The organism is Chryseobacterium cupriresistens, from assembly GCF_046614675.1.
Taxonomy (GTDB): domain Bacteria; phylum Bacteroidota; class Bacteroidia; order Flavobacteriales; family Weeksellaceae; genus Chryseobacterium; species Chryseobacterium cupriresistens.
Map to the genome: position 1 here is coordinate 204,785 of NZ_JBKKJT010000006.1, position 19,714 is coordinate 224,498.

18 protein-coding genes are annotated in these 19,714 nt (G+C 35.1%); 5 read left to right on the top strand and 13 right to left on the bottom strand.

Annotation, left to right across the window (positions count from 1 at the left end):
• Positions 1-61: 61 nt before the first annotated feature.
• From ACLI50_RS17470 to recO, 4 genes are read left to right on the top strand one after another with little or no spacing between them, the layout of a single operon-like run.
• Positions 62-817 carry a 5'-nucleotidase C-terminal domain-containing protein gene (locus ACLI50_RS17470; protein WP_202843511.1) on the top strand — a complete coding sequence of 252 codons (756 nt, stop codon included), beginning with the start codon at positions 62-64 and terminating at the stop codon, positions 815-817.
• Between the two features lie 2 nt (positions 818-819).
• Positions 820-1,770 (top strand): bifunctional metallophosphatase/5'-nucleotidase, encoded by a 951-nt coding sequence (locus ACLI50_RS17475; RefSeq protein ID WP_202843513.1) that lies wholly within the window; start codon positions 820-822, stop codon positions 1,768-1,770.
• A 1-nt stretch (position 1,771) separates the two neighbouring features.
• Positions 1,772-4,024 (top strand): type IX secretion system anionic LPS delivery protein PorZ, encoded by a 2,253-nt coding sequence (porZ, locus tag ACLI50_RS17480; protein ID WP_202843518.1) that lies wholly within the window; start codon positions 1,772-1,774, stop codon positions 4,022-4,024.
• Positions 4,024-4,710 (top strand): DNA repair protein RecO, encoded by a 687-nt coding sequence (recO, locus tag ACLI50_RS17485; protein WP_411414308.1) that lies wholly within the window; start codon positions 4,024-4,026, stop codon positions 4,708-4,710. Before porZ ends, recO begins: the two co-directional genes overlap by 1 nt.
• 6 nt (positions 4,711-4,716) lie before the next feature.
• Here recO and ACLI50_RS17490 read toward each other — a convergent pair whose 3' ends face one another.
• From ACLI50_RS17490 to ACLI50_RS17535, 10 genes are all read right to left on the bottom strand, one after another.
• On the bottom strand, positions 4,717-7,377 hold the full coding sequence (locus tag ACLI50_RS17490) for an MGH1-like glycoside hydrolase domain-containing protein (RefSeq protein WP_411414309.1): 2,661 nt from the start codon (positions 7,375-7,377) through the stop codon (positions 4,717-4,719).
• A 128-nt stretch (positions 7,378-7,505) separates the two neighbouring features.
• Positions 7,506-8,315: a glucose 1-dehydrogenase gene (locus tag ACLI50_RS17495; protein WP_343641800.1), complete on the bottom strand. Its 810-nt coding sequence runs from the start codon at positions 8,313-8,315 to the stop codon at positions 7,506-7,508.
• 73 nt (positions 8,316-8,388) lie between these two features.
• Positions 8,389-8,862 carry a GNAT family N-acetyltransferase gene (locus tag ACLI50_RS17500; protein WP_411414310.1) on the bottom strand — a complete coding sequence of 158 codons (474 nt, stop codon included), beginning with the start codon at positions 8,860-8,862 and terminating at the stop codon, positions 8,389-8,391.
• A gap of 4 nt (positions 8,863-8,866) precedes the next feature.
• A complete protein-coding gene (locus ACLI50_RS17505; RefSeq protein WP_411414311.1) occupies positions 8,867-9,484 on the bottom strand; it encodes a DUF1684 domain-containing protein in 618 nt (205 codons plus the stop codon).
• 381 nt (positions 9,485-9,865) lie between these two features.
• Positions 9,866-10,927: a grasp-with-spasm system SPASM domain peptide maturase gene (gene gwsS / locus ACLI50_RS17510; protein ID WP_411414312.1), complete on the bottom strand. Its 1,062-nt coding sequence runs from the start codon at positions 10,925-10,927 to the stop codon at positions 9,866-9,868.
• Between the two features lie 175 nt (positions 10,928-11,102).
• Positions 11,103-12,005, bottom strand: coding sequence for a grasp-with-spasm system ATP-grasp peptide maturase (gwsG, locus tag ACLI50_RS17515; protein ID WP_411414313.1), 903 nt, complete (start codon positions 12,003-12,005; stop codon positions 11,103-11,105).
• Positions 12,002-12,913 (bottom strand): hypothetical protein, encoded by a 912-nt coding sequence (locus tag ACLI50_RS17520; RefSeq protein WP_411414314.1) that lies wholly within the window; start codon positions 12,911-12,913, stop codon positions 12,002-12,004. Before ACLI50_RS17520 ends, gwsG begins: the two co-directional genes overlap by 4 nt.
• Positions 12,914-13,002: 89 nt before the next feature.
• A complete protein-coding gene (locus ACLI50_RS17525) occupies positions 13,003-13,191 on the bottom strand; it encodes a grasp-with-spasm system A modified peptide (RefSeq protein WP_277115577.1) in 189 nt (62 codons plus the stop codon).
• Between the two features lie 560 nt (positions 13,192-13,751).
• Positions 13,752-14,552 carry a GLPGLI family protein gene (locus ACLI50_RS17530; protein ID WP_411414315.1) on the bottom strand — a complete coding sequence of 267 codons (801 nt, stop codon included), beginning with the start codon at positions 14,550-14,552 and terminating at the stop codon, positions 13,752-13,754.
• Between the two features lie 21 nt (positions 14,553-14,573).
• Positions 14,574-14,894 (bottom strand): hypothetical protein, encoded by a 321-nt coding sequence (locus tag ACLI50_RS17535; protein ID WP_411414316.1) that lies wholly within the window; start codon positions 14,892-14,894, stop codon positions 14,574-14,576.
• A gap of 328 nt (positions 14,895-15,222) precedes the next feature.
• On the opposite strand from ACLI50_RS17535, the gene ACLI50_RS17540 reads away from it, so the two are divergent.
• Positions 15,223-16,803: a GMC family oxidoreductase N-terminal domain-containing protein gene (locus ACLI50_RS17540; RefSeq protein WP_411414317.1), complete on the top strand. Its 1,581-nt coding sequence runs from the start codon at positions 15,223-15,225 to the stop codon at positions 16,801-16,803.
• 2 nt (positions 16,804-16,805) lie between these two features.
• Here the strand turns inward: ACLI50_RS17540 and ACLI50_RS17545 are convergent, their stop codons facing one another.
• From ACLI50_RS17545 to mqo, 3 genes are all read right to left on the bottom strand, one after another.
• Positions 16,806-17,672, bottom strand: coding sequence for an AadS family aminoglycoside 6-adenylyltransferase (locus ACLI50_RS17545; RefSeq protein WP_395972522.1), 867 nt, complete (start codon positions 17,670-17,672; stop codon positions 16,806-16,808).
• 6 nt (positions 17,673-17,678) lie between these two features.
• Positions 17,679-18,080: a hypothetical protein gene (locus ACLI50_RS17550; RefSeq protein ID WP_034693615.1), complete on the bottom strand. Its 402-nt coding sequence runs from the start codon at positions 18,078-18,080 to the stop codon at positions 17,679-17,681.
• A gap of 63 nt (positions 18,081-18,143) precedes the next feature.
• Positions 18,144-19,649, bottom strand: coding sequence for a malate dehydrogenase (quinone) (gene mqo / locus ACLI50_RS17555; protein ID WP_343641783.1), 1,506 nt, complete (start codon positions 19,647-19,649; stop codon positions 18,144-18,146).
• Positions 19,650-19,714 lie beyond the last annotated feature (65 nt).

The window sequence follows — 19,714 nt, forward strand, 5'->3', positions numbered from 1 at the left end:
TGTAATAAATAATAATGTTTTATTATACATATAGTTATATTTGCATATACTAAAAGAGATTATGAAAAATAAATTCTTGTTATTAGGAATTGCTCTGGTGTCGCTTACTGCATGCAAAACGGCTTCTGTGCCGCAGCTTGTGAATGTAAAGACCCAGAAAAATATTTCTATTAATAATGAGCTAAAGAATGATGAGGAGTTTGTAAAATTGATCGAACCTTATAAGCAGAAACTGGATCAAGAAATGAACCAGAAGATTTCACATACCAATGTGGATCTTACCAAACAGGGCGATAACAGCAATCTGGGTAATCTTTTAGCTGACTATACGTTTGAAGGAGGTAATGAGTGGATCAAAACTCATCTTAAGCAAAATGTAGATGCTGCACTGATCAATATCGGAGGGATCCGTACCACTATCGGAAAAGGAGATATTTTACTTAAAAATGTATTTGAGGTAATGCCTTTCGAAAATGAAGTAGTGATTGTGAAAATGAAGGGAGCAGATTTACAGGGTCTTTTTGAGTATTATGCAAAAACGCAGGTCAACAATCCTGTTTCTCATTTATACATTGAAACAAAAAACGGACAGGTAACCAAAGCCTTAATCAACGGCAACACAGTAGATCCGGCTAAAGATTATTATATTGCCACTTCAGACTATCTTGCCCTGGGCGGAGACAATATGAAATTCTTTGCTAAAGGAGAAACCATTGCAACAGGGATTAAAATGAGAGATATGTTTATCGATTATTTTAAAAAATCACCTGAAGTGGTGGTTAATTCGGATGTTCGTTTAAATTTTATCGGGAAGTAATAATGGATAGAAAAAGTTTTTTAAAAGCAATAGGAGGCGGATCTTTAGCAATGGCTTTAGCTCCCAATATGATGATGGCGGAGGAATTAAAAATTCTTAATTTAAAATCTGCAAATAAACTGACTATTCTTCATACCAATGACCAACATAGCAGAATAGAGCCTTTTGACGCGAGCTATACCAAAAATCCCAATCAGGGAGGTTTTGCAAGAAGGGCAAGCTTAATCCAACAGATCAGAAACCAGGAAAGCAATGTTCTTCTTCTTGATTCAGGGGATATTTTTCAGGGAACACCTTATTTTAATTTCTTTGGAGGTGAGCTGGAATTCAAATTAATGTCTATGATGAAATATGACGCCTCTACCATGGGAAATCATGATTTCGACAATGGACTTGATGGATTTTTAAAGGTGCTTCCAAATGCGAAGTTTCCATTTATCTGTTCCAACTATGACTTTAAAAATACCATTCTTGACGGGAAAACCTCTCCTTATCAGATATTCAACAAAAATGGAATCAAAGTAGGGATTTTCGGGGTGGGAATCCAGCTGGATGGTCTTGTAGGTAAAAAACAGTACGGGGAAACTGTTTATTCCAACCCGATTGATGTAGCACAGCATTATTCAAATTTTCTGAAAAAAGATCAGAAATGTGATCTGGTGATTTGTCTTTCGCACATCGGATACGACTACAGAGACGAACCGGATAAAATAAGTGATAAAATTTTAGCGGCCAATACAGAAAATATTGATATTATCTTAGGAGGCCATACTCATACATTCTTACCGGAACCACAATCCTTTACCAACAGACAAGGCAAAAATGTTCTTGTCAATCAGGTGGGATGGGCTGGTCTTCTTTTAGGTAGGATAGATTTTTATTTTGATACAAACAAAAACGTACAGCATATTTCCTGGAACAATCAGGTGATAGATAGCAGCATAACCGCATAATATGAAAAAACTTTCTCTAATTTCTCTTGGTATTTTAGCATCCCTGCAGCTGACAAAAGCACAGGTTATTTCATCAAAAAAATGGGCAGATCTGTTTTCCTATAATAATGTCTTAGCCATGAAAGAAGACAATGGAAAAATCATTGCAGCCACCCAAAACGGAATATTCTATTATACAATATCAACCGGAGAAATTACGAAGTTATCTAAAGCCAACGGGCTGCATAATATCGGAATCACAGCTTTTGATTATAATCCACAGACTAAAACAGGACTTATCGGTTATGAAAACGGTTCTATGGATGTTATTACGCCTCAGGAGATCAAATATATTGTTGATATTCCCATTGCTACAGGATATAATGGGGACAAAAAGATCAACCACATTTCCATAACCGGAGATCAGGCTGTCATTTCTGTTGGGTATGGAGTTTCCATCTTTAACCTTCAGAATAAAGAATTTGGTGATTCTGCATTTTTCCTGACCGGTGGGATTTATCAGGCAAGTAATGAAGCCACCATATTTGGGAATAAAGTATATTCTGTAACGGATACAGGTTTGAAAAGCCATCAAATGAATACTACATTTCCTGTATTTTCTACATGGACAACGGAAGCTCCCGGAGCTTTCAAACATATAGATTCAGAATCAGAACTGGTTTTCTCAACGGCTACAGCAGCTTATATTTATAATAACGGTACCCCGACACAACTTCCTACTACTTTTGAAAAAATCAGGGATGTTGTTATTACCTCCAATAGCATTGTCGTTACAGATAACAGAGTATATACTTATGGAATCAATGGAGTATCACAAAATGCGGTAAGTCTTGGTGAAGAATGCAATACTGCATTAACAGCTGGCGGAAAGATTTTAGGAGGAACGGTATTATCGGGAATTAAGGATGAAAGTAACAATACTTTTAAACCTTCCGGACCTTACTTCAATTTTGCTTATAATATCAATCTTTTTGATAATAACCAACTTCTGGTTTCTACCGGAGCAAGAGCGAATAACTATAACGAACCGGTTAGTAATCCTAAAAAACCTGGATTTTACTATTTTACTGGTACAGAATGGGTGTATCCTTCTTTTTTTGTTAATAACCCACAGTCTATCAATGTACTGGATGCTACATTAAGTCCTTTTAGTAATAATGAAGTATTTTTCACCAATTATACGATGTTTGATAATGGGGTCTACAAAATGAAGTACAATGCTACCAGCAAGGATTTTGAACTGGTAAAGTATTATAATCTTGGAGCACAGCCTTATTACAGACGCCCTGTAGGTTTTGCCACAGACTCTCAGAGTAATCTTTTTGTATCTTTTGGTTTCAATGATGGGAATCCATCTATAGGAATTTACGATAAAGCAGCAGATGATTTTGTTATTAAGAAAATAGTTCTGGCCAGTGATGGTACTCAAAAACCGGTTTTCCACGAAAATATGTTGTGGACTCCGCTGCCAAGATCCAATAACTTCTGGGTATATGATTATAAAAATGCTCTTAACCTTTCCGATGATTCAGATTATATTCTGGGAACATCTAATGGATTTAACAGTTCAGGAGGAATTTTATCTGTAGCCTTTGATAAGGCTGGTGATGCATGGATTGGTACGGACGGAGGTCTGAGGATCATGTCAAACTCAGCATCAGAAATAAAAAGTGCCCAGCCTAAAGTAGAACCTATAGTGATAGAGCAGAATGGTTTGGGTGAAGAGCTTTTCAGAGAATCAGCAATTCTTCAGATTGCAGTAGATGGAGGTGATTATAAATGGGTATCCGTTGACGGCGGCGGTGTTTACTATCTGTCTTCAGACGGTCAGAGAACCATAAAACATTTTACAAAGGAAAATTCACCTCTTCCTACCAATAGTGTTACTGATATCAAAATTGATAAAAAAACAGGCAAGGTGTATTTTGTAACGTATAATGGTATTGTAACCTATCAGGGCGATGTTGCTGATGTAACATCCAATTTCGGTGATGTTGTAGTATATCCTAATCCTGTTGTTTATTCAAACTTTAAAGGAAAAGTAACGATAAAAGGTCTTGCAGAAAAAACCAATATAAGAATCGTGGATGCTGCAGGAAATGTAGTACACTCTGCCGTTGCACGTGGAGGTTATTATGAATGGGATCTCAATAATCAGAAAGGAACAAGAGTAGCTTCAGGGATTTATTTTGTCCTGATGACGAACGAAGACGGATCTGATAAAGCTACCGCCAAAATAGGAGTGGTTAATTAATGAATTCACAAAACGGTTTTTTACTTTCATTTATCAAATACGGGGAAAATGATGCGGTATTGCATTGTTTTACAGAAGAAGAGGGTTTTCAAAGCTATTTTCTGAAAGGAATTTATTCCAAAAAGAACAAAAAGAAAGCCCTGCTTCAGCCGCTGAGCCAGCTCAATTTTTCCATTAATCCAGCACGGGGCAACGGAATCCCGACTGTTTCAAAATTTGAATTGGTAAAAAACAATGACATTTATACAGATATAAAGGTCAATACTGTCATTTTCTTTATCTCGGATTTTCTGAGTCATATCCTTAAGCATGAGAATAAAAATATTCCGGTCTATTCCGGTATTGATCATCTTATCAGTGAGCTGACCAATAGAAATTATCAGGCACATCTTCTATTTTTGCTGGCTTTTTTAAAAATTCAGGGTGTAGCTCCATTATTGAGTGAAGGTAATTTCTTAGATCCGGAAACCGGCACTTTTTCTCCGGGAATAAGTCATCAGCTTTTTAATGAAGAGATTTCAATGATATGGAAAGAAGCTCTTTGTGCAGAAGATTTTTATGCCACAAAAATCCGTTCTTCTTTGAGAAAAGATTTCCTTGACAGTCTTTTGGTGTACTATCATTATCATATCACGGACTTCAAAACTCCGGCCTCACTTGAAATTATACAGCAGATATTTGAATAAACCAACTTATTGTTTTTCTGCATTATCCGGCATTTCAGTTTCGGATTCTGCCATTTCTTTTTTGGAAAATCTGGGCTGAAGAATCTTAGCAATAAGTCCCGTCCAGCCTGTCTGATGGGAAGCTCCTACTCCACGGCCGTTGTCTCCATGGAAATATTCATAGAAAAGGATATAATCTTTAAAATCCGGATCGGTCTGAAATCTTTCATACTGTCCATGAACCGGGCGTTTACCATTTTCATCCTTTAAAAATATTTTCGCGAGCCTCTTATTTAAGGCATCTGCAATCTGATCAAGGTCTGAATAATTACCGCTGCCCGTAGGATATTCTACCAAAAAATCCGGACTGTAATAGAAGAAAAAACGCTGAAGACTGTCAATAATAAGAAAATTGATCGGAAACCATACGGGGCCGCGCCAGTTGCTGTTTCCACCAAACAAGCCGCTGTCACTTTCAGCAGGGGTATATTTAACAGTAAAATCCGTTTCATTCAGAGTTAAAGTATAAGGATTTCTTTCATACTCTTTGGATAAGGCTCTTACTCCGTAATCACTTAGAAACTCATCCGGATTCAACATCCGGTTTAACAGCCTTTTCAGACGATGTCCCCGAAGCAGAGATAAAAGATGTTTTGAATCCTGTCCCTTCACTTCCCATCTTGAAACGAGAGAAGCGAGTTCAGGTTTATTATCCAGTACCCATTTCATTCTTTTTTTGAAATTGGGAAGGTTTTCAATCATTTCATCATCAATAACCTCAACAGCAAACATCGGAATCAACCCAACGATGGTTCTTAATTTCAGATACATATGAGTTCCGTCGCTGGAAGTAATTGCATCATAGAAAAATTCATCCTGCTCATCCCAAAGACTGAAATTCTCATCTCCCATATTATCCAATGAATGGGCAATTGACAGGAAATGTTCAAAGAATTTCATCGCCATCTCTTCATACACCTTATTGTAAAGAGCCAGTTCCAGGGCAATTCTCATCATATTGAGGGCAAACATAGCCATCCAGCTCGTTCCATCCGACTGTTCCAGCTGTTCTCCGTTGGGTAAAACAGAATTCCTGTCAAAAACACCGATATTATCAAGCCCCAGGAATCCTCCTTCAAAGATATTATTACCATTAAGGTCTTTTTTGTTAACCCACCAGGTAAAATTCATGAGCAGTTTTTGGAAAGCACTTTCCAGAAATTCCAGGTCCGGTTTGTCTTTTAAATATTCATCAATTTTAAATACCCTGAAAACCGCCCAGGCATGTACAGGAGGATTCACATCACTCAGGTTCCATTCGTAGGCAGGAAGCTGTCCGTTGGGATGCATATACCATTCAAACAGGAAAAGCTTTAACTGATGTTTGGCAAAATCCGGATCTATCAGTGAAAAGCTGATGGTGTGAAATGCAAGATCCCACGTTGCATACCATGGATATTCCCATTTATCAGGCATTGAAATGATATGCTCATTGTTCAGATGTTTCCAGTCGTAGTTTCTTATCGTTTCCCGGGATTTTGGCGGAGGCATTTCGGAAGGATCACCTTTCAGCCATTTTTCTACATTGTAATGGTAAAACATTTTATTCCAAAGCATTCCTGCAAAAGCCTGTCTCTGAACCAGTTTTTCATCTTCCGAAGCAATTCCTTTCTGGATTTCTGCATAAAACTCGTCTGCTTCTTTTTGTCTTTGTTTAAAAAGAATATCGAAATCTTTAAAAGGTTCTCTTATATCTTTATCTGAAAGCATGAATTCAAATATTTTTGATTCTCCCGCTTTAAAATCTTCATCAATAAAGAAAGAAGCTTTGGTTCCTGCATTTTGTGGATTTACAGACTGGGAATTTCCCGTCATCACAAAATTATTTATTCCATCTTTACAGTATTTTGAATCATTAGAACATTGATAAAGCTTTTCATTATTGGTTTCATTATTACAAAACAAGGTCTTTAAGGACTGTTTTGCATACACATTTTTAATCTCAATATCCTGATGATTGACTTTAATATGGTCAGCATCTTCCGCAGACAATTGGGGTTTATAATCATCATATCCCCATTTCCAGGTATTTCTGAACCAAACTGTCGGCAAAATGACCAGAGATGCTTCTTTTTCAGATTTATTGATAATTGTTAATCTTACTAGAATATCATTCTGACTTTCCTTTGCATATTCTATAAAAATATCAAAATAGTCATTCTGATCAAAAATTCCTGTATCAATCAGCTCATATTCCGGATCCTCTTTTCCTCTTTCAGCATTTATTTTTACAAGCTGCTCATAAGGAAATGCATTCTGAGGGTACTTATACAGCATCTTCATATAAGAATGTGTAGGAGTAGAATCAAGATAATAGAAATATTCCTTTACATCTTCACCATGATTTCCTTGTGCGTTGGTGAGTCCAAAGAACCGCTCTTTCACCATTTTGTCCTTTTTATTCCAGAAACCTACAGAGAATACAAGTTTCTGAAGATCGTCACAGATTCCGCATATCCCTTCTTCACCCCAACGGTATGTTTTGGCTTCTGCGGTATCGTGGCCTGTGTAATTCCAGGCATCTCCGTCTTCACTGTAGTCTTCACGAACGAGCCCCCATTCGCGGTTGCTTACATAAGGGCCCCATTTTTTCCATGAAACATCTGAAATTCTCTGTTTTTCCGACATAAGCGATAATTATGAGTAATGAGTAATAACCAATGAGTAATATTTTGATTCCGTTTCAAACTCTATGAACAACCTCAAAAACTTTAAACTTTAAACCTTGAACCTTGAGCATTAAACTTTGAATTCCTCTATCCTCCCGTAGAAAAGCTCTCAAAGGTAGTCATCCCGCCATCTACGAAAATGCTTGTTCCGGTAATATAATCTGCAAGATCACTGGCAAGAAATGCTGCTAGGTTGCCGATATCCTGCGGCTGTCCGATCCTGTTATAAGGAATAAGGCTGAGAAGAGAATTAAGAGCTTCCGGAGTATCCCATGCATTCTGGTTAATCGGCGTCTGAATCGCTCCCGGACAAATGGAATTGACACGGATTTTGTCCGCACCATATTCCTGAGCAAGCGTTTGCATCAACATTCTGATTGCCCCTTTACTGGAAGCGTAATTAGCATGCCCGGCCCATGGAATAATTTCATGCACTGAACTGATATGAATAATTTTTCCACAGGCAACAGACCGTGACGGATCTATTCCCCTTCGCAGAAACTCTTTAATGGCTTCTCTGGCGCATAGAAATTGTCCCGTCAGATTAACTCCTATGACAGCATTCCATTGGTCAAGAGTCATTTCAGTAAATTTCGCGTCTTTCTGAATCCCTGCATTATTGATCAGAATATCTACAGTCTGATACTCAGCAATGACATCCTGAAACATTCTGATGACCTGATCTTCTTTGGAAACATCACATTGGTAGGTCATTCCTTTCCCTCCGGCATCCGTTATTTCCTTTAAAACAGCTTTGGCTTCATCCGTAGATCTTTCTGAAGAATGGTTGACAATGACTGTTGCTCCTGCTGCGGCCAATGATTTTGCAATTCCTGAACCGATTCCACTGGAAGCTCCTGTGACTACAGCCACCTGATTCTGAAGTGATATTTCCATGTTTTGTAATTTGATGTTACTCAAAGTTATGGAAAGATATCAGCAGATAAAAAATTATGATTTTAAAATTTTATTAAAGTTTTTTGTACATCAGATATTGAGGCCCGCTTCTTCCGATTCTGGTCTTACCGTCGTAAATATATCCTGCCATAAGGTAAATATGGTAAGCAGAATCGTTTTTCTGATTGACGGCCAATACAATTTCATCGCAGGTTTTAAAGTGGTTTCTGACAAAATGCCCCACTTCAAGCATCGCCGCTTTTCCAATTCCTTTGCCCTGCATCCCGGGATTCACAGATAGGGATCGTAACAATGTTGAGTTTTCATTATCAGTAATTTCCAGTTTATCTTTCCCGAAATCAAGGACAAAAAAGCCTGCAGGCAGATCGTTGTAAAATATAGTCACGGGAAATGCATCGTTATCATCCCGCTCACTGATGCTTTGCAAAGCCTGTTGAGCAGTCGCTGTAAATCTCATCTGATTTTCATCCAAAGCATAGCTGACCCCGGAAAGATCTTCTGGTTTAAAGAATTCTAAATGTATCATAGTATTAGTGATGGTAAATATCTTCATACATTACCCCTGCACGGATTTCCACGGGAAGCTTATTTTCCTCCGGAACAATCGGGCAGTTGTAATCATAAGCATTATAAGCACAGAACGGATGGTAAGATTGATTAAAATCAAGCACAATGGTATTTCCTTTCGGAATCTTGAGATCCATATATTTCCCTCCTCCATAGGTTTCTTTTTCATTGGTTGCATCACGGAACGGAAGGAAAAGATAGTCTTTGTATTTTTCCTGTTTGATCAGATCCAGGCTTTGGTATAACGTTACAGTATACGGCTTGCCATCTAATGTAAAGGTTGCTTTTCCATATTCCTGATACGATTTGGTTTTCCCTGAAGACGTAGGAAGGTCAAAGGGTTTTGTATCTTCTGATTTTACAAATTGTGCAGTAACTCTGTATTTAGCATCAAAAGGGAAGAAAGGATGTCCTTTAAAATTTTTAAAATTATCACCTCTTAATGGAGTTTCCTTTGGGTTAAGATATTCTGCATTGAGTTCTTTCTGAAACTTCTGTACCTCTTTCTCTTCCTTTGACATCTTTTTCTGAGAAAAAACCCATAGAGGAAGCAGTAAAAAGAGTATGATATATTTTTTCATGAATTTAAAATTATAAGTAAAGCTATGAATTTTCATTCCAACAAAAGTTAAAATTGTAATAAAAAATATAATCTGTTTTAAATAAAATTAACCTTTGATAATCTAGCACACTTTTTGAAAAACAAAGCTCATGGACAGAAAAAGCTTCATAAAGACCAGTGTTCTGGCAATATCAGGATTTTATTTTCTAAACTTAATATTTCATCCAATTTTCTGTTTTTAAAATAAATCGATTCAATATTGAAGTTTGTTTTCTATCTGGAACTAATAGAAACCAGAACTAAAAACTTCTGCTGTTAATTCTACTTATTATATTTTAAAGGCATTGAGATAACTAGGTCATTTTTAATGTATACTTTATTGATTTTTATTGAATAATTGTCATAATTTTGTATAGTGTTTTTGTTTAAGGGGGTTTTTACTCCAATCTTCCCAAATACCAGTATATGGATTGTACCCACATTTTAAAGGTTTAGACGTATCTAAACTATCTTTATTTATATGCGTTTTTTCAGTAAAAGCCCTGCAATCAGTACAGATATACCTGAATTCACAGTCTTTACATGTTTCTATATGGTCTTTAGTAATATTCCAGTATTTTTTAAACCCTGGATTTTTGATAACATTTTCTAAGCTGGTATCATGAATGTTTCCAAAACTTTCGGGCATTAAAGGACAGTTTTTTATATTACCATCACTGTCAATTCCAATTTTTTTATGTAAACAAGAGTTATGATTGAAAGCTTCCAGAACTTTTGTGATATTGGTGTTAAAGTATTTTATATCAATTTTTCCACAGGAAGATATATCTATGTTGTCTTTTATAAAGTTTAAAATAAACCGGTACTCATCTTTCACCCTGAACGGAACTTTTTTACAATTGTAAAAGGTAAGATGATATACCCTAATAGTTTTTACATTAAGTTCTTCGATGAAATTTCTGTCTATATTTTTGTGATAAGGAGAAAAAATTTCAATTCCTGATAAAACAGAATCGGCGAACGTTTGTTCAATTCGGATAATATCTTCAACAGTAAAATAATTTTTACTGTGAATCACTAAATATTTTATTCCTAAGTTTTCTACAGATTGTTTCAATTTTTCCAAAATAGAAATATCACTGAGTTCAATAAATAAATCATTAATAAATGATGGATTGTTATACTCGTATGAAATAGGTGGAAAGCTTTTATCCCAATCATTTTCCGTAATAAAGCCGTATTCTTTATCTAATAGTAAATTCAAATATTGGCTAAAAATTTCTTTAGATTCATCATCATAAAGAGTTGAGATTTCTTCTATAGACTTTACTTTTAATTCTTCGATTATATCATAAAACTCCAAAGGATATACTTCAGATGTTTCCCTTTGCAGATCAGAAATTAGTATTCTTTGCGCACCTCTTGTAATTAGAGTATTGCTGAATAAATTGAAATACCTCATAGTAATCTAGTAAGAGCTTTAAACGGCTTTTCCCGGAAATAAAAATTAGATCTATATTTTTTAGAATCTAAAAAATATACTGTATTACTGTTACGTTTTACATTTGTTCTACTTCCAAATTTCGTTATATTTTTAAATGTTAAAGGGAGTTTATGCTTTTCCCCAAATGTGTTTATCATAGATATTCTGCTATTTCTTTTTCTAATGAATAATTACATATTTTAGATAAATACCCAAATTGCCCTATTGGGTTCACTTCCAAAAAATAGTATTTCTCTCCGCTTTTCATAAAATCAAGAGAACCACAGTTAAGATCAAGAAGCTGCATCAACTGATGAACTTTTTCTTCAATCTCATTTGGTAGGTTATATCTTACATTTTTATTACGCTTTTCATAATTATAATTTCTAAAATCGACTTTAGTCTGCTCATCATTTTGTGAAAAGATAGCTATTGACCAACATTTACCATTTAAATAAAATGTTCTTATTTCAAAATCCTTTTCAATTTTTTCCTGAAAAAAAGTGGGAAAGAAGTCTTCATTTTCATATTCTTCTACTATAGAAGTGAACATCATTCCATTAGAATTTTTATAAAAAGATTCAAGCATTGCGTTTCCTGCAATAGTTTTTACTATCGTTTCACCTAAAATAACATTATCAGTATTTTCAGCCAGATAATAGGACGGAACATCTAAACCCACTTTTTCTGCTTCTTCTAATACTAATAATTTATTTACTAAGCTATTACTCTCTTTATTGATATGTTTTATAGTTTCAAGTTTTTTCTTTACGTAATCTTCCAGCCAGTGCTGGGTTTCGTTCATGTTGATATTAATGGAATTATTTTTATATCGAATACGCTTAAAATTCAATCCTCCCCTTCTATACCAAACACTGCTTATATCATCTAAAAAAAATCGGTTAGAAGAACTTTCTAAAAAAAATCTTTTTTCGATGATTTTAATTTCAAATATTTCATCCTCATGTATACGTATAAACTTTTTCTCTAATACTATCAGCCATTTTATAACATCCGTAGTAGAAATATCATTATTATCAGAAATTATTAATATCATTTTTTACTTGAATTATTCTTTAAAAATTCTTTTGTTATTTTTCTTCTAACTTTGAAGCTTTGTAGCCCAATAAGTCTTCTATTACGATTGATATTTGCTGAATCCTTTATGATTTCTTCATCAGTACTTTTCACGCCATATACGGGCCTTAAATGATTAATCTGAACATATCTTTCTACCATTTCTACATAATCTCTTGGTGGGAGATCTCCGGATCTTACATAGTCTACCAGCTTCGTTTTGAAATATTCATAATCTTCTATTTGAGACATATGATTTAAATAAACTAACATTGGCATGAAAACACCATCATCCGTTTCAAGTCCAATTTTTTGCAAAGACGGATAACCATAATTATTAAGAGTCCACTTTAGTAGTTCAGCATTTTTCTTGAAATTTTTTAATGATTGTTGTCCTGTTATAGAATCTTTAGCCTGATCCCTGATAAAAGCTATTCTAAAAGAATCAATAAGCTGTTTGTTTAGAGACTTTTTCCATTCTGTAACTTTCTGCTCAACAGTTATACTATCAATACCATACTTTTTATATAGCTTAAAAAAATCTTTGTTCTCTCGTTTGAACTTCCAGTATGGAGCAACTAACGGGATAAGTTTATAAAGACTTTTTTTTCCTCCAAAGTTTTTATTGTATTTATCAGAAAACTTAATATAATTTTCATATTCTTCCATTCGTTCATCATTTCTCGGCTGATATTTCCGGAATAGTTTTCTAAATTCTTTTATAGCCGCAAGAGTATCATTCTTTAATCTATAGGTACTATCAATAGAATTTACACTATTGTAATATGCAATATAATCATGTTGATTATTTCGACAGGATGTTAAAAAAGAAAAACTGATTAATAGAATAACTCCGCTTATCTTAATACATATTTTTTTATAATTCATTAAAAAAGATTTTAATTGACACCCTTATAAAACCAAAAAAAGCTAAAGAGAAATCCTCTCCTTAGCTTCTAAATGTTTAAATGTACTGCTTAGGCAGGTTCTGTAATAACAGCAACTAGCTTATTGTCTACATATACTCCTGTATCGCTTCCACTTCCTGTTTCATAAGTCCACTGCTTACTTGTTTCTGCCATTAACCCACCTGTGATTTTTGATAAATCATTTAATTTTTTGTTTTCTAATGAAGAGAAATTCTTCATTCCATTTAGTTTTTTCATAATTGATATTGTTTTAAGGATATAAATATATAAAACATTAATTAAATAACTCTACATAAAAGTGATTTTTTTATTATGTTAAATACCTAAATTAAAGCCTGTTACAATTAAAATAAAAATCATATTTTTTCACTCATTTTAGAATAATCGAAAGTATAGAATATTTTTATATAAGTTTATAACGTTTTTTCTAAAAAAGTCCTTAATTATTTATCTTTACAGAATGGTAATAGGTACAAGACTTAAGCAAACAAGAGAAAGTTAGAGAATGAGCTAGGAAGAATTGGCACTTATATCAAGAACAACACAGAAAACTATCTCAATCGGGAGAATGACAAGAGCATTCCCCTTTTAGATCATTTTTGATTTAATCAGATGGAAGAGTTTTAACTTCAGGATATTTTTTTACCTAAAGAAGCAGTTAATTGATAAGCTATATTCTTACTCGATAATTCGATATCTAAATCTTCAATTTCAGAATTGTTATGATCTAATAATCATTACAGATTAATGAAACCATTGACAGTTTCAAAATGGTGATACCATTCCGGCAGAAGTTTTTATTTATAATTGATTTTGTGATTCAACTCTAAAGGATTATTTTCTTCAAGAATGGATTTTTGCGCTTCTCTGATCATTTCATTCATATCTTTTTCATTTCCCTGAGGATCTGTAAATATAACTTTTTTGGCGGTTTTGGTATTCCAGGGGTCATTATAATATGATTTTCCTAGCTGCTCATATTTTGTCCAGTCGATTTTAATGGTTTTTGTCCTTACATCAAACCAAATGCTGCCTTTTTTTACCTGTATTAAATTGAATGAGTAATCATGTTCTGTATCTTCAATGGAAATGATTAAACCAGGTAATCCATTGAAAATATAGGGACCATCATTAAAAGGCAATTCCGTCGTAAACCAAGCAATCCAGTTTCTACCACCATAACTAACTTCTGCTTTTTGCGATTTATATTTTCCAATAGTTTTTTGTTCCGGTATGATTTTCCAATTTAGCTGTTCATCAATCGGTAGAACATAATTTGCCTTTAAGTAAGTAATAATTTTCTCTATTTTTTTATTAATGATATCTTTTTTAATATAAAATTGATTTTCAACCCCCATTATATAGCCTCCACTTTTATTAATGAGCTTCAGCGAATCAGCATTTCTGGACATGGAATCTCTAAAAATAGAAGTATTATTCTCCAAATCCAAAATCATATTTTCAGTATTAATATTTTCAGGTTTTTCCTTACTTGTTCTATATTTAGCCTCATAAATAAAGCTAAACTTTTGTGAAAAAATAGATATTGATAGTAGTAAAAAAAATAAAATAAATTTCAATTTGTGTGGTATTTTCATAGAATCTATCGTTATTTGAGATTAATTAGATATTAATATTTTTTTTATTGAATTTATACTTTCAGAAAAAAATTCTAAATATCCTTTTTTTTCAAATGCTCTTCTCAATCCATCATTATAAAACCAAATTTCTGTAATAACATCATTTTTCTTTTCGATATGACTGCCGTCTAACTTGTTAGCAATTTTTGAAATTTCAAAAATTTTCTTTTCTGAAAGCACATATTCTTTAGATATTATTTGATATGCTCTATCTATTAAATACCACTTATCATCAATATTTTTAACAGCATAAGGAAAAGTATCTCTAAGTGCTATAAACTTTTTTAAACTACTACTCATTTTATCGATTTTTAAGACTATTTATGTTTAAGATTCTGTATTCTTAACTTTAAGCAATTTAAGGAATCATGGTCATATTTAATACTAAATTTCTTTTAAAAAGACAAAAATCCTAACTTTAAAGTTAGGCAATCTAATCTTTTTCTGAGAAAAAACCCATAGAGGAAGCAGTAAAAAGAGTATGATATATTTTTTCATGAATTTAAAATTATAAGTAAAGCTATGAATTTTCATTCCAACAAAAGTTAAAATTATAATAAAAAATATAATCTGTTTTAAATAAAATTCACCTCTGATAATCTAGCATACTTTTTGAAAAACAAAGCTCATGGACAGAAAAAGCTTCATAAAGACCAGTGTTCTGGCAATATCAGGATTTTATTTTCTTCAATCCGAATTATTTCATGCAGCGGAAAGAAGAAACAATCAGATCGTTGAAAACAACGACGTTCCGATTGTTATTATTGGCAGTGGATATGGCGGAGCGGTTTCAGCTTTGCGTCTTTGTGAAGCAGGGAAAAAAGTAGTGCTGCTGGAGATGGGTCTTAACTGGGAAAAAGCAGGAATTCCGTTTTCCAATCTGCTGAAACCCGGGAAAAGCTCTGCATGGCTGAAAAACAAAAGCATTGCTCCCTTTATGAATATTTTTTCTCTGACTCCTTTTACCGGAACTCTGGACCGTCTGGATTTTGATCATATTAAAATCTGGGTAGGAAGAGGGGTTGGCGGAGGTTCTCTGGTGAATGGCGGAATGGCTGTCACTCCCAAAGAAAGCTATTTCAGAGAGGTTTTCCCTGATCTTGATGCTGAAAAGTTTTATAATTATTATTTTCCTCTTGTACAGGAAGAACTCAAGGTAAATGTGATTGATGAACAGTTTCTGAAAGACTGTCCTTATTATAAATTCACCCGGGTAGGTGAAGCAGAAGCTCACAAAGCTGGTTTTAAAACCATTCGGGTTCCCAATGTATATGATTTTAAATACATGGAAAAAGAATTCAGGAATGAAGTTCCCCGCTCTGCTCTCAACACTGAAGTGATTTATGGAAATAACCATGGAAAAAACAGTTTAGATAAAACCTATCTCAGAAAAGCACTGGAAACAGGAAATTTAGAAATCCTTGACCTTCATCGTGTCCAGACTATTCAACTGAATGATGACAAAAGCTATACATTAAATGTCCGGCAGACAGATACTTCCGGAGTTATGATTGCGGACAAAGTTTTCCACTGCAAAAAGCTGATTCTTTCCGCAGGAACAATGGGCACTTTGCAGCTTCTGTTACAGTCTCATGCAGAGAACGGATTTCCCATCAATGAAAAGATTGGTAAAAACTGGGGAAACAATGGAAATTTCATGACCGGAAGAAACTGGGTTAAGCCATTGTCTGGCGGCACCGGAGCTAAGCAATCCACTATTCCGGTAGGAGGAATTGATAACTGGGATGATCCGGAACATCCGTTTTTCACAGAAATTGCTCCTCTGCCCATGGGAATGGATGTGGCTACTTCTTTATATCTGCTCATCAACAGGGTTGATAAAAAGGGAGAAGTTGCCTATCATAAAGCCAGCCAATCCCTGACATTAAACTGGGATGAAAGCAATACCGCTAAAATGAGAGAAAATGCCCAATATTTTATCCGTAAAATGAATAAGGCTAATGGCGGTACAAGAAGCCATTTACTTTTTAATAATGGGTTTGGGGCAGATATCTGTTATCATCCGCTTGGAGGGTGTGTTCTTGGTGAAGCTACCAACGAATATGGAAAGCTAAAAGATCACGAGAATCTGTATGTGCTGGATGGTTCTTTAATTCCGGGAACCATTGGTGTTAATCCGTTTGTTACGATTACTGCGATTGCTGAATATTGTATTGAAAATCTTATTAAACAGAAAGAATTTGCCTGAAATTAAGGCATCTTCCTTACTTCGTTAAGATAGTTCCTGATATCATGCTCCAACTTTGAAGGGTACATACAATGAAGCTTTTCTGCCAGTGAAGTTCCCAGCTCATGAACCACATCTGCATAGGCAAACAATGCATTCCAGTTTTCTTCAATATCGCTGCCGGAGAAAGTTTTTTCCACTTTATTCCATAAATCAGATGAGAGATATTTTTTGAAGAGTCTTCCGTGTTTATTGGTTGTGATATTATTCCAGTCATGATTTTCGGCAATATACCATTCAATCAAAGGGACAAGATAATCTGTACGCAGGATATTTTCAGACATAAATTTGGCGTAAAAAATGTCTCCGCGTTTCAGGCATTTTGCAACATAAGTTGTATCCCACCAGAAGTCATTCATCCGCTGCTGAAATTCTTTTTCTGTCGGCTGCTGAATCATTATTGACTGATAGGTAGGCGGTTTCATACCATTGGTCAGGTTATCTTTATCTATTAAAACTTTATAGCCAACATCCCAATCTTCGGGAAGGTTTTCCTGATTGATTTCTTCAATAAATTCCGATACCTGATAAAGCTTAAAATCCACTTTTACATGATCTTTATATAAGACCATTTTCATAGCATGCTTTCCGTCAAAAACACGATCATCTTCTTCAATCATGGAAATGGGTTCACCAAAAAGGCTGATCCATTTATTTTCCGACTCATAGGATGATCTGTTACCAAAAACAAGCTCCACATCAAGATCACTAAAATCATCTACCGGAGCGTAAGGGTTTACCAATGAGCTGGTCAGGAGAACAGCCCGGATATCAGGATTGTTTTCAGACCATTGGATAATCTGTTTCAGTTTTTCCTCCCTTGCATTCATACTTACTTAATAAGACTCTGATATTTTGACGCGATACACATCAGAAGAGTTTCTTTTAATTGATTCTACAAAAAAACCTCCTTCCTCAGGAATAACTTCTTTCAGATCAAAACTTTTGCAGTCTTTTGGCAGCCCGGAAAAGATCAGGGTAAACCAAAAGTCTTTCATAAAGGGAACCGGTGTCCAGTATGGAGAAATTGAAATGTTTTCCGCATGAATCATTTTGCTTCTATGCTCAGACTGATTGTCAAAAAGATAGGTTGAATGCCAGATTCTGATCAGGTTTCCTAAGAATGGTGATGCCGGAAAGCAACAGTGTACAATAACCTGCCTCTCCTCTTCTGTTTTCGCCTGAAGAGATTCAAGGATTTCCTTGGCAATGACTGGTTTTACAATTACTTCTTCCACCTTTTTATGAGTAATAGGTAATGAGCAATAAATAATAGGATTACTTATTGCTCATTATGGATGTTAATATTCTAATTCTAATTTTTCTTTGGTGTAATTTCTTACTTCCCGGGTCAGTTCAGGGTTATCAGCCAGTTTTTGACCATAGGAAGGAACCATTTCAAGCAGCTTTCCTTTCCATTCTCCATGCAGTTTTTCAGGGAAGCATTTTTCCAGCACATTCAGCATGGCATATACTGCTGTGGATGCACCCGGTGAAGCTCCCAGCAGAGAAGCAATCGTTCCGCTCTTGTTTACGACCACCTCAGTTCCGAATTCCAGTTTACCACCTTCTTTTTCATCTTTTTTGATGATCTGAACTCTCTGTCCTGCTACTTTCAGTTCCCAGTCTTCTTCTTTAGCATCTTTGATAAATTCTCTCAAATGCTGCATTCTCTGAGACTTTGTCATGGCAACCTGCTGAATCAGATATTTTGTAAGCGGAATATTATGCCACCATGCCCCAAAAAGTGACCTTAAATTCTTCGTATTTACACTTTCAGGAAGGTCAAGATAACTTCCTTCTCTTAAAAATTTGGTTGAGAATCCTGCAAAAGGTCCGAAAAGAAGCGCTTTTTTCCCATCGATAATCCTAAGATCAAGGTGTGGAACAGACATTGGCGGAGCATCTACCGTAGCCTGAGTATATACTTTAGCATGGTGCTTTTCCACCAGTTCCTGATTATGACTTACCAGCCACTGCCCTGAAACCGGGAAGCCTCCGTATCCTTCACTTTCTTTAATATCTGAGCTGTCCAGTAGGGGAAGCGCGTATCCTCCCGCACCGATAAATACAAAATCTGCTACCACTTCCTGTTTGTGGCTATGGATTCTGTCTTTCACTTTCATTTCCCATGTACCGTTTTCTCTAGGGCTGATATCTTTTACTTCGTGGTATAAGAAAACCTCAACATTAGAATCTTCCAGAAGATGTCTTCCCATTTTTCTCGTCAATGTTCCGAAGTTTACATCTGTTCCCATATCCATCTTCGTTGCAGCCATTACTTCAGACTGATTTCGTTTACTCATCACCAGAGGAATCCATTCTTTCAGTTTCTCATGATCTGTAGAAAATTCCATTCCTGAAAAAAGAACAGACTCTGCCATTTTATCGTGGCGTTTTTTAAGGTATTCAGCATCTTTTTCTCCGAATACAAGGCTCATATGAGCACAGGAATTGATAAATTCTTTAGGCTCACGGATATATCCTTTGGTAATCAGATAGGACCAGAATTGTTTTGAAATTTCAAACTGCTCTGCAATGCTTTCGGCTTTGGTAATATCAATAGATCCGTCCGGTTTTTCAGGGGTATAGTTTAGCTCACAAAAAGCGGAGTGGCCTGTTCCGGCGTTGTTCCATGCAGCTGTACTTTCTTTGGCAAATCTTCCGAGTCTTTCGAAGATAGCGATTTCAAGATTTGGATCAAATTCATGAAGCAGCGTTGCTAAAGTGGCGCTCATGATTCCGCCGCCTATCAGTACAACGTCGTATTTAGGTTTCGGTGTTCTGCTTGTAAGCGATTGTGACATAATTTTAAAATTTTACTTCAAATTTCGGGAAAAGTTTTAAAAATCTGCACGATTTAATCCGTTAT

Excerpts from the sequence above, each read along its gene's own strand:
- ACLI50_RS17470 (WP_202843511.1), top strand. The coding sequence starts at position 62 with ATGAAAAATAAATTCTTGTTATTAGGAATTGCTCTGGTGTCGCTTACT.
- ACLI50_RS17475 (WP_202843513.1), top strand. The coding sequence starts at position 820 with ATGGATAGAAAAAGTTTTTTAAAAGCAATAGGAGGCGGATCTTTAGCA.
- porZ (WP_202843518.1), top strand. The coding sequence starts at position 1,772 with ATGAAAAAACTTTCTCTAATTTCTCTTGGTATTTTAGCATCCCTGCAG.
- recO (WP_411414308.1), top strand. The coding sequence starts at position 4,024 with ATGAATTCACAAAACGGTTTTTTACTTTCATTTATCAAATACGGGGAA.
- ACLI50_RS17490 (WP_411414309.1), bottom strand. The coding sequence starts at position 7,377 with ATGTCGGAAAAACAGAGAATTTCAGATGTTTCATGGAAAAAATGGGGC.
- ACLI50_RS17495 (WP_343641800.1), bottom strand. The coding sequence starts at position 8,315 with ATGGAAATATCACTTCAGAATCAGGTGGCTGTAGTCACAGGAGCTTCC.
- ACLI50_RS17500 (WP_411414310.1), bottom strand. The coding sequence starts at position 8,862 with ATGATACATTTAGAATTCTTTAAACCAGAAGATCTTTCCGGGGTCAGC.
- ACLI50_RS17505 (WP_411414311.1), bottom strand. The coding sequence starts at position 9,484 with ATGAAAAAATATATCATACTCTTTTTACTGCTTCCTCTATGGGTTTTT.
- gwsS (WP_411414312.1), bottom strand. The coding sequence starts at position 10,927 with ATGAGGTATTTCAATTTATTCAGCAATACTCTAATTACAAGAGGTGCG.
- gwsG (WP_411414313.1), bottom strand. The coding sequence starts at position 12,005 with ATGATATTAATAATTTCTGATAATAATGATATTTCTACTACGGATGTT.
- ACLI50_RS17520 (WP_411414314.1), bottom strand. The coding sequence starts at position 12,913 with ATGAATTATAAAAAAATATGTATTAAGATAAGCGGAGTTATTCTATTA.
- ACLI50_RS17525 (WP_277115577.1), bottom strand. The coding sequence starts at position 13,191 with ATGAAAAAACTAAATGGAATGAAGAATTTCTCTTCATTAGAAAACAAA.
- ACLI50_RS17530 (WP_411414315.1), bottom strand. The coding sequence starts at position 14,552 with ATGAAAATACCACACAAATTGAAATTTATTTTATTTTTTTTACTACTA.
- ACLI50_RS17535 (WP_411414316.1), bottom strand. The coding sequence starts at position 14,894 with ATGAGTAGTAGTTTAAAAAAGTTTATAGCACTTAGAGATACTTTTCCT.
- ACLI50_RS17540 (WP_411414317.1), top strand. The coding sequence starts at position 15,223 with ATGGACAGAAAAAGCTTCATAAAGACCAGTGTTCTGGCAATATCAGGA.
- ACLI50_RS17545 (WP_395972522.1), bottom strand. The coding sequence starts at position 17,672 with ATGAATGCAAGGGAGGAAAAACTGAAACAGATTATCCAATGGTCTGAA.
- mqo (WP_343641783.1), bottom strand. The coding sequence starts at position 19,649 with ATGTCACAATCGCTTACAAGCAGAACACCGAAACCTAAATACGACGTT.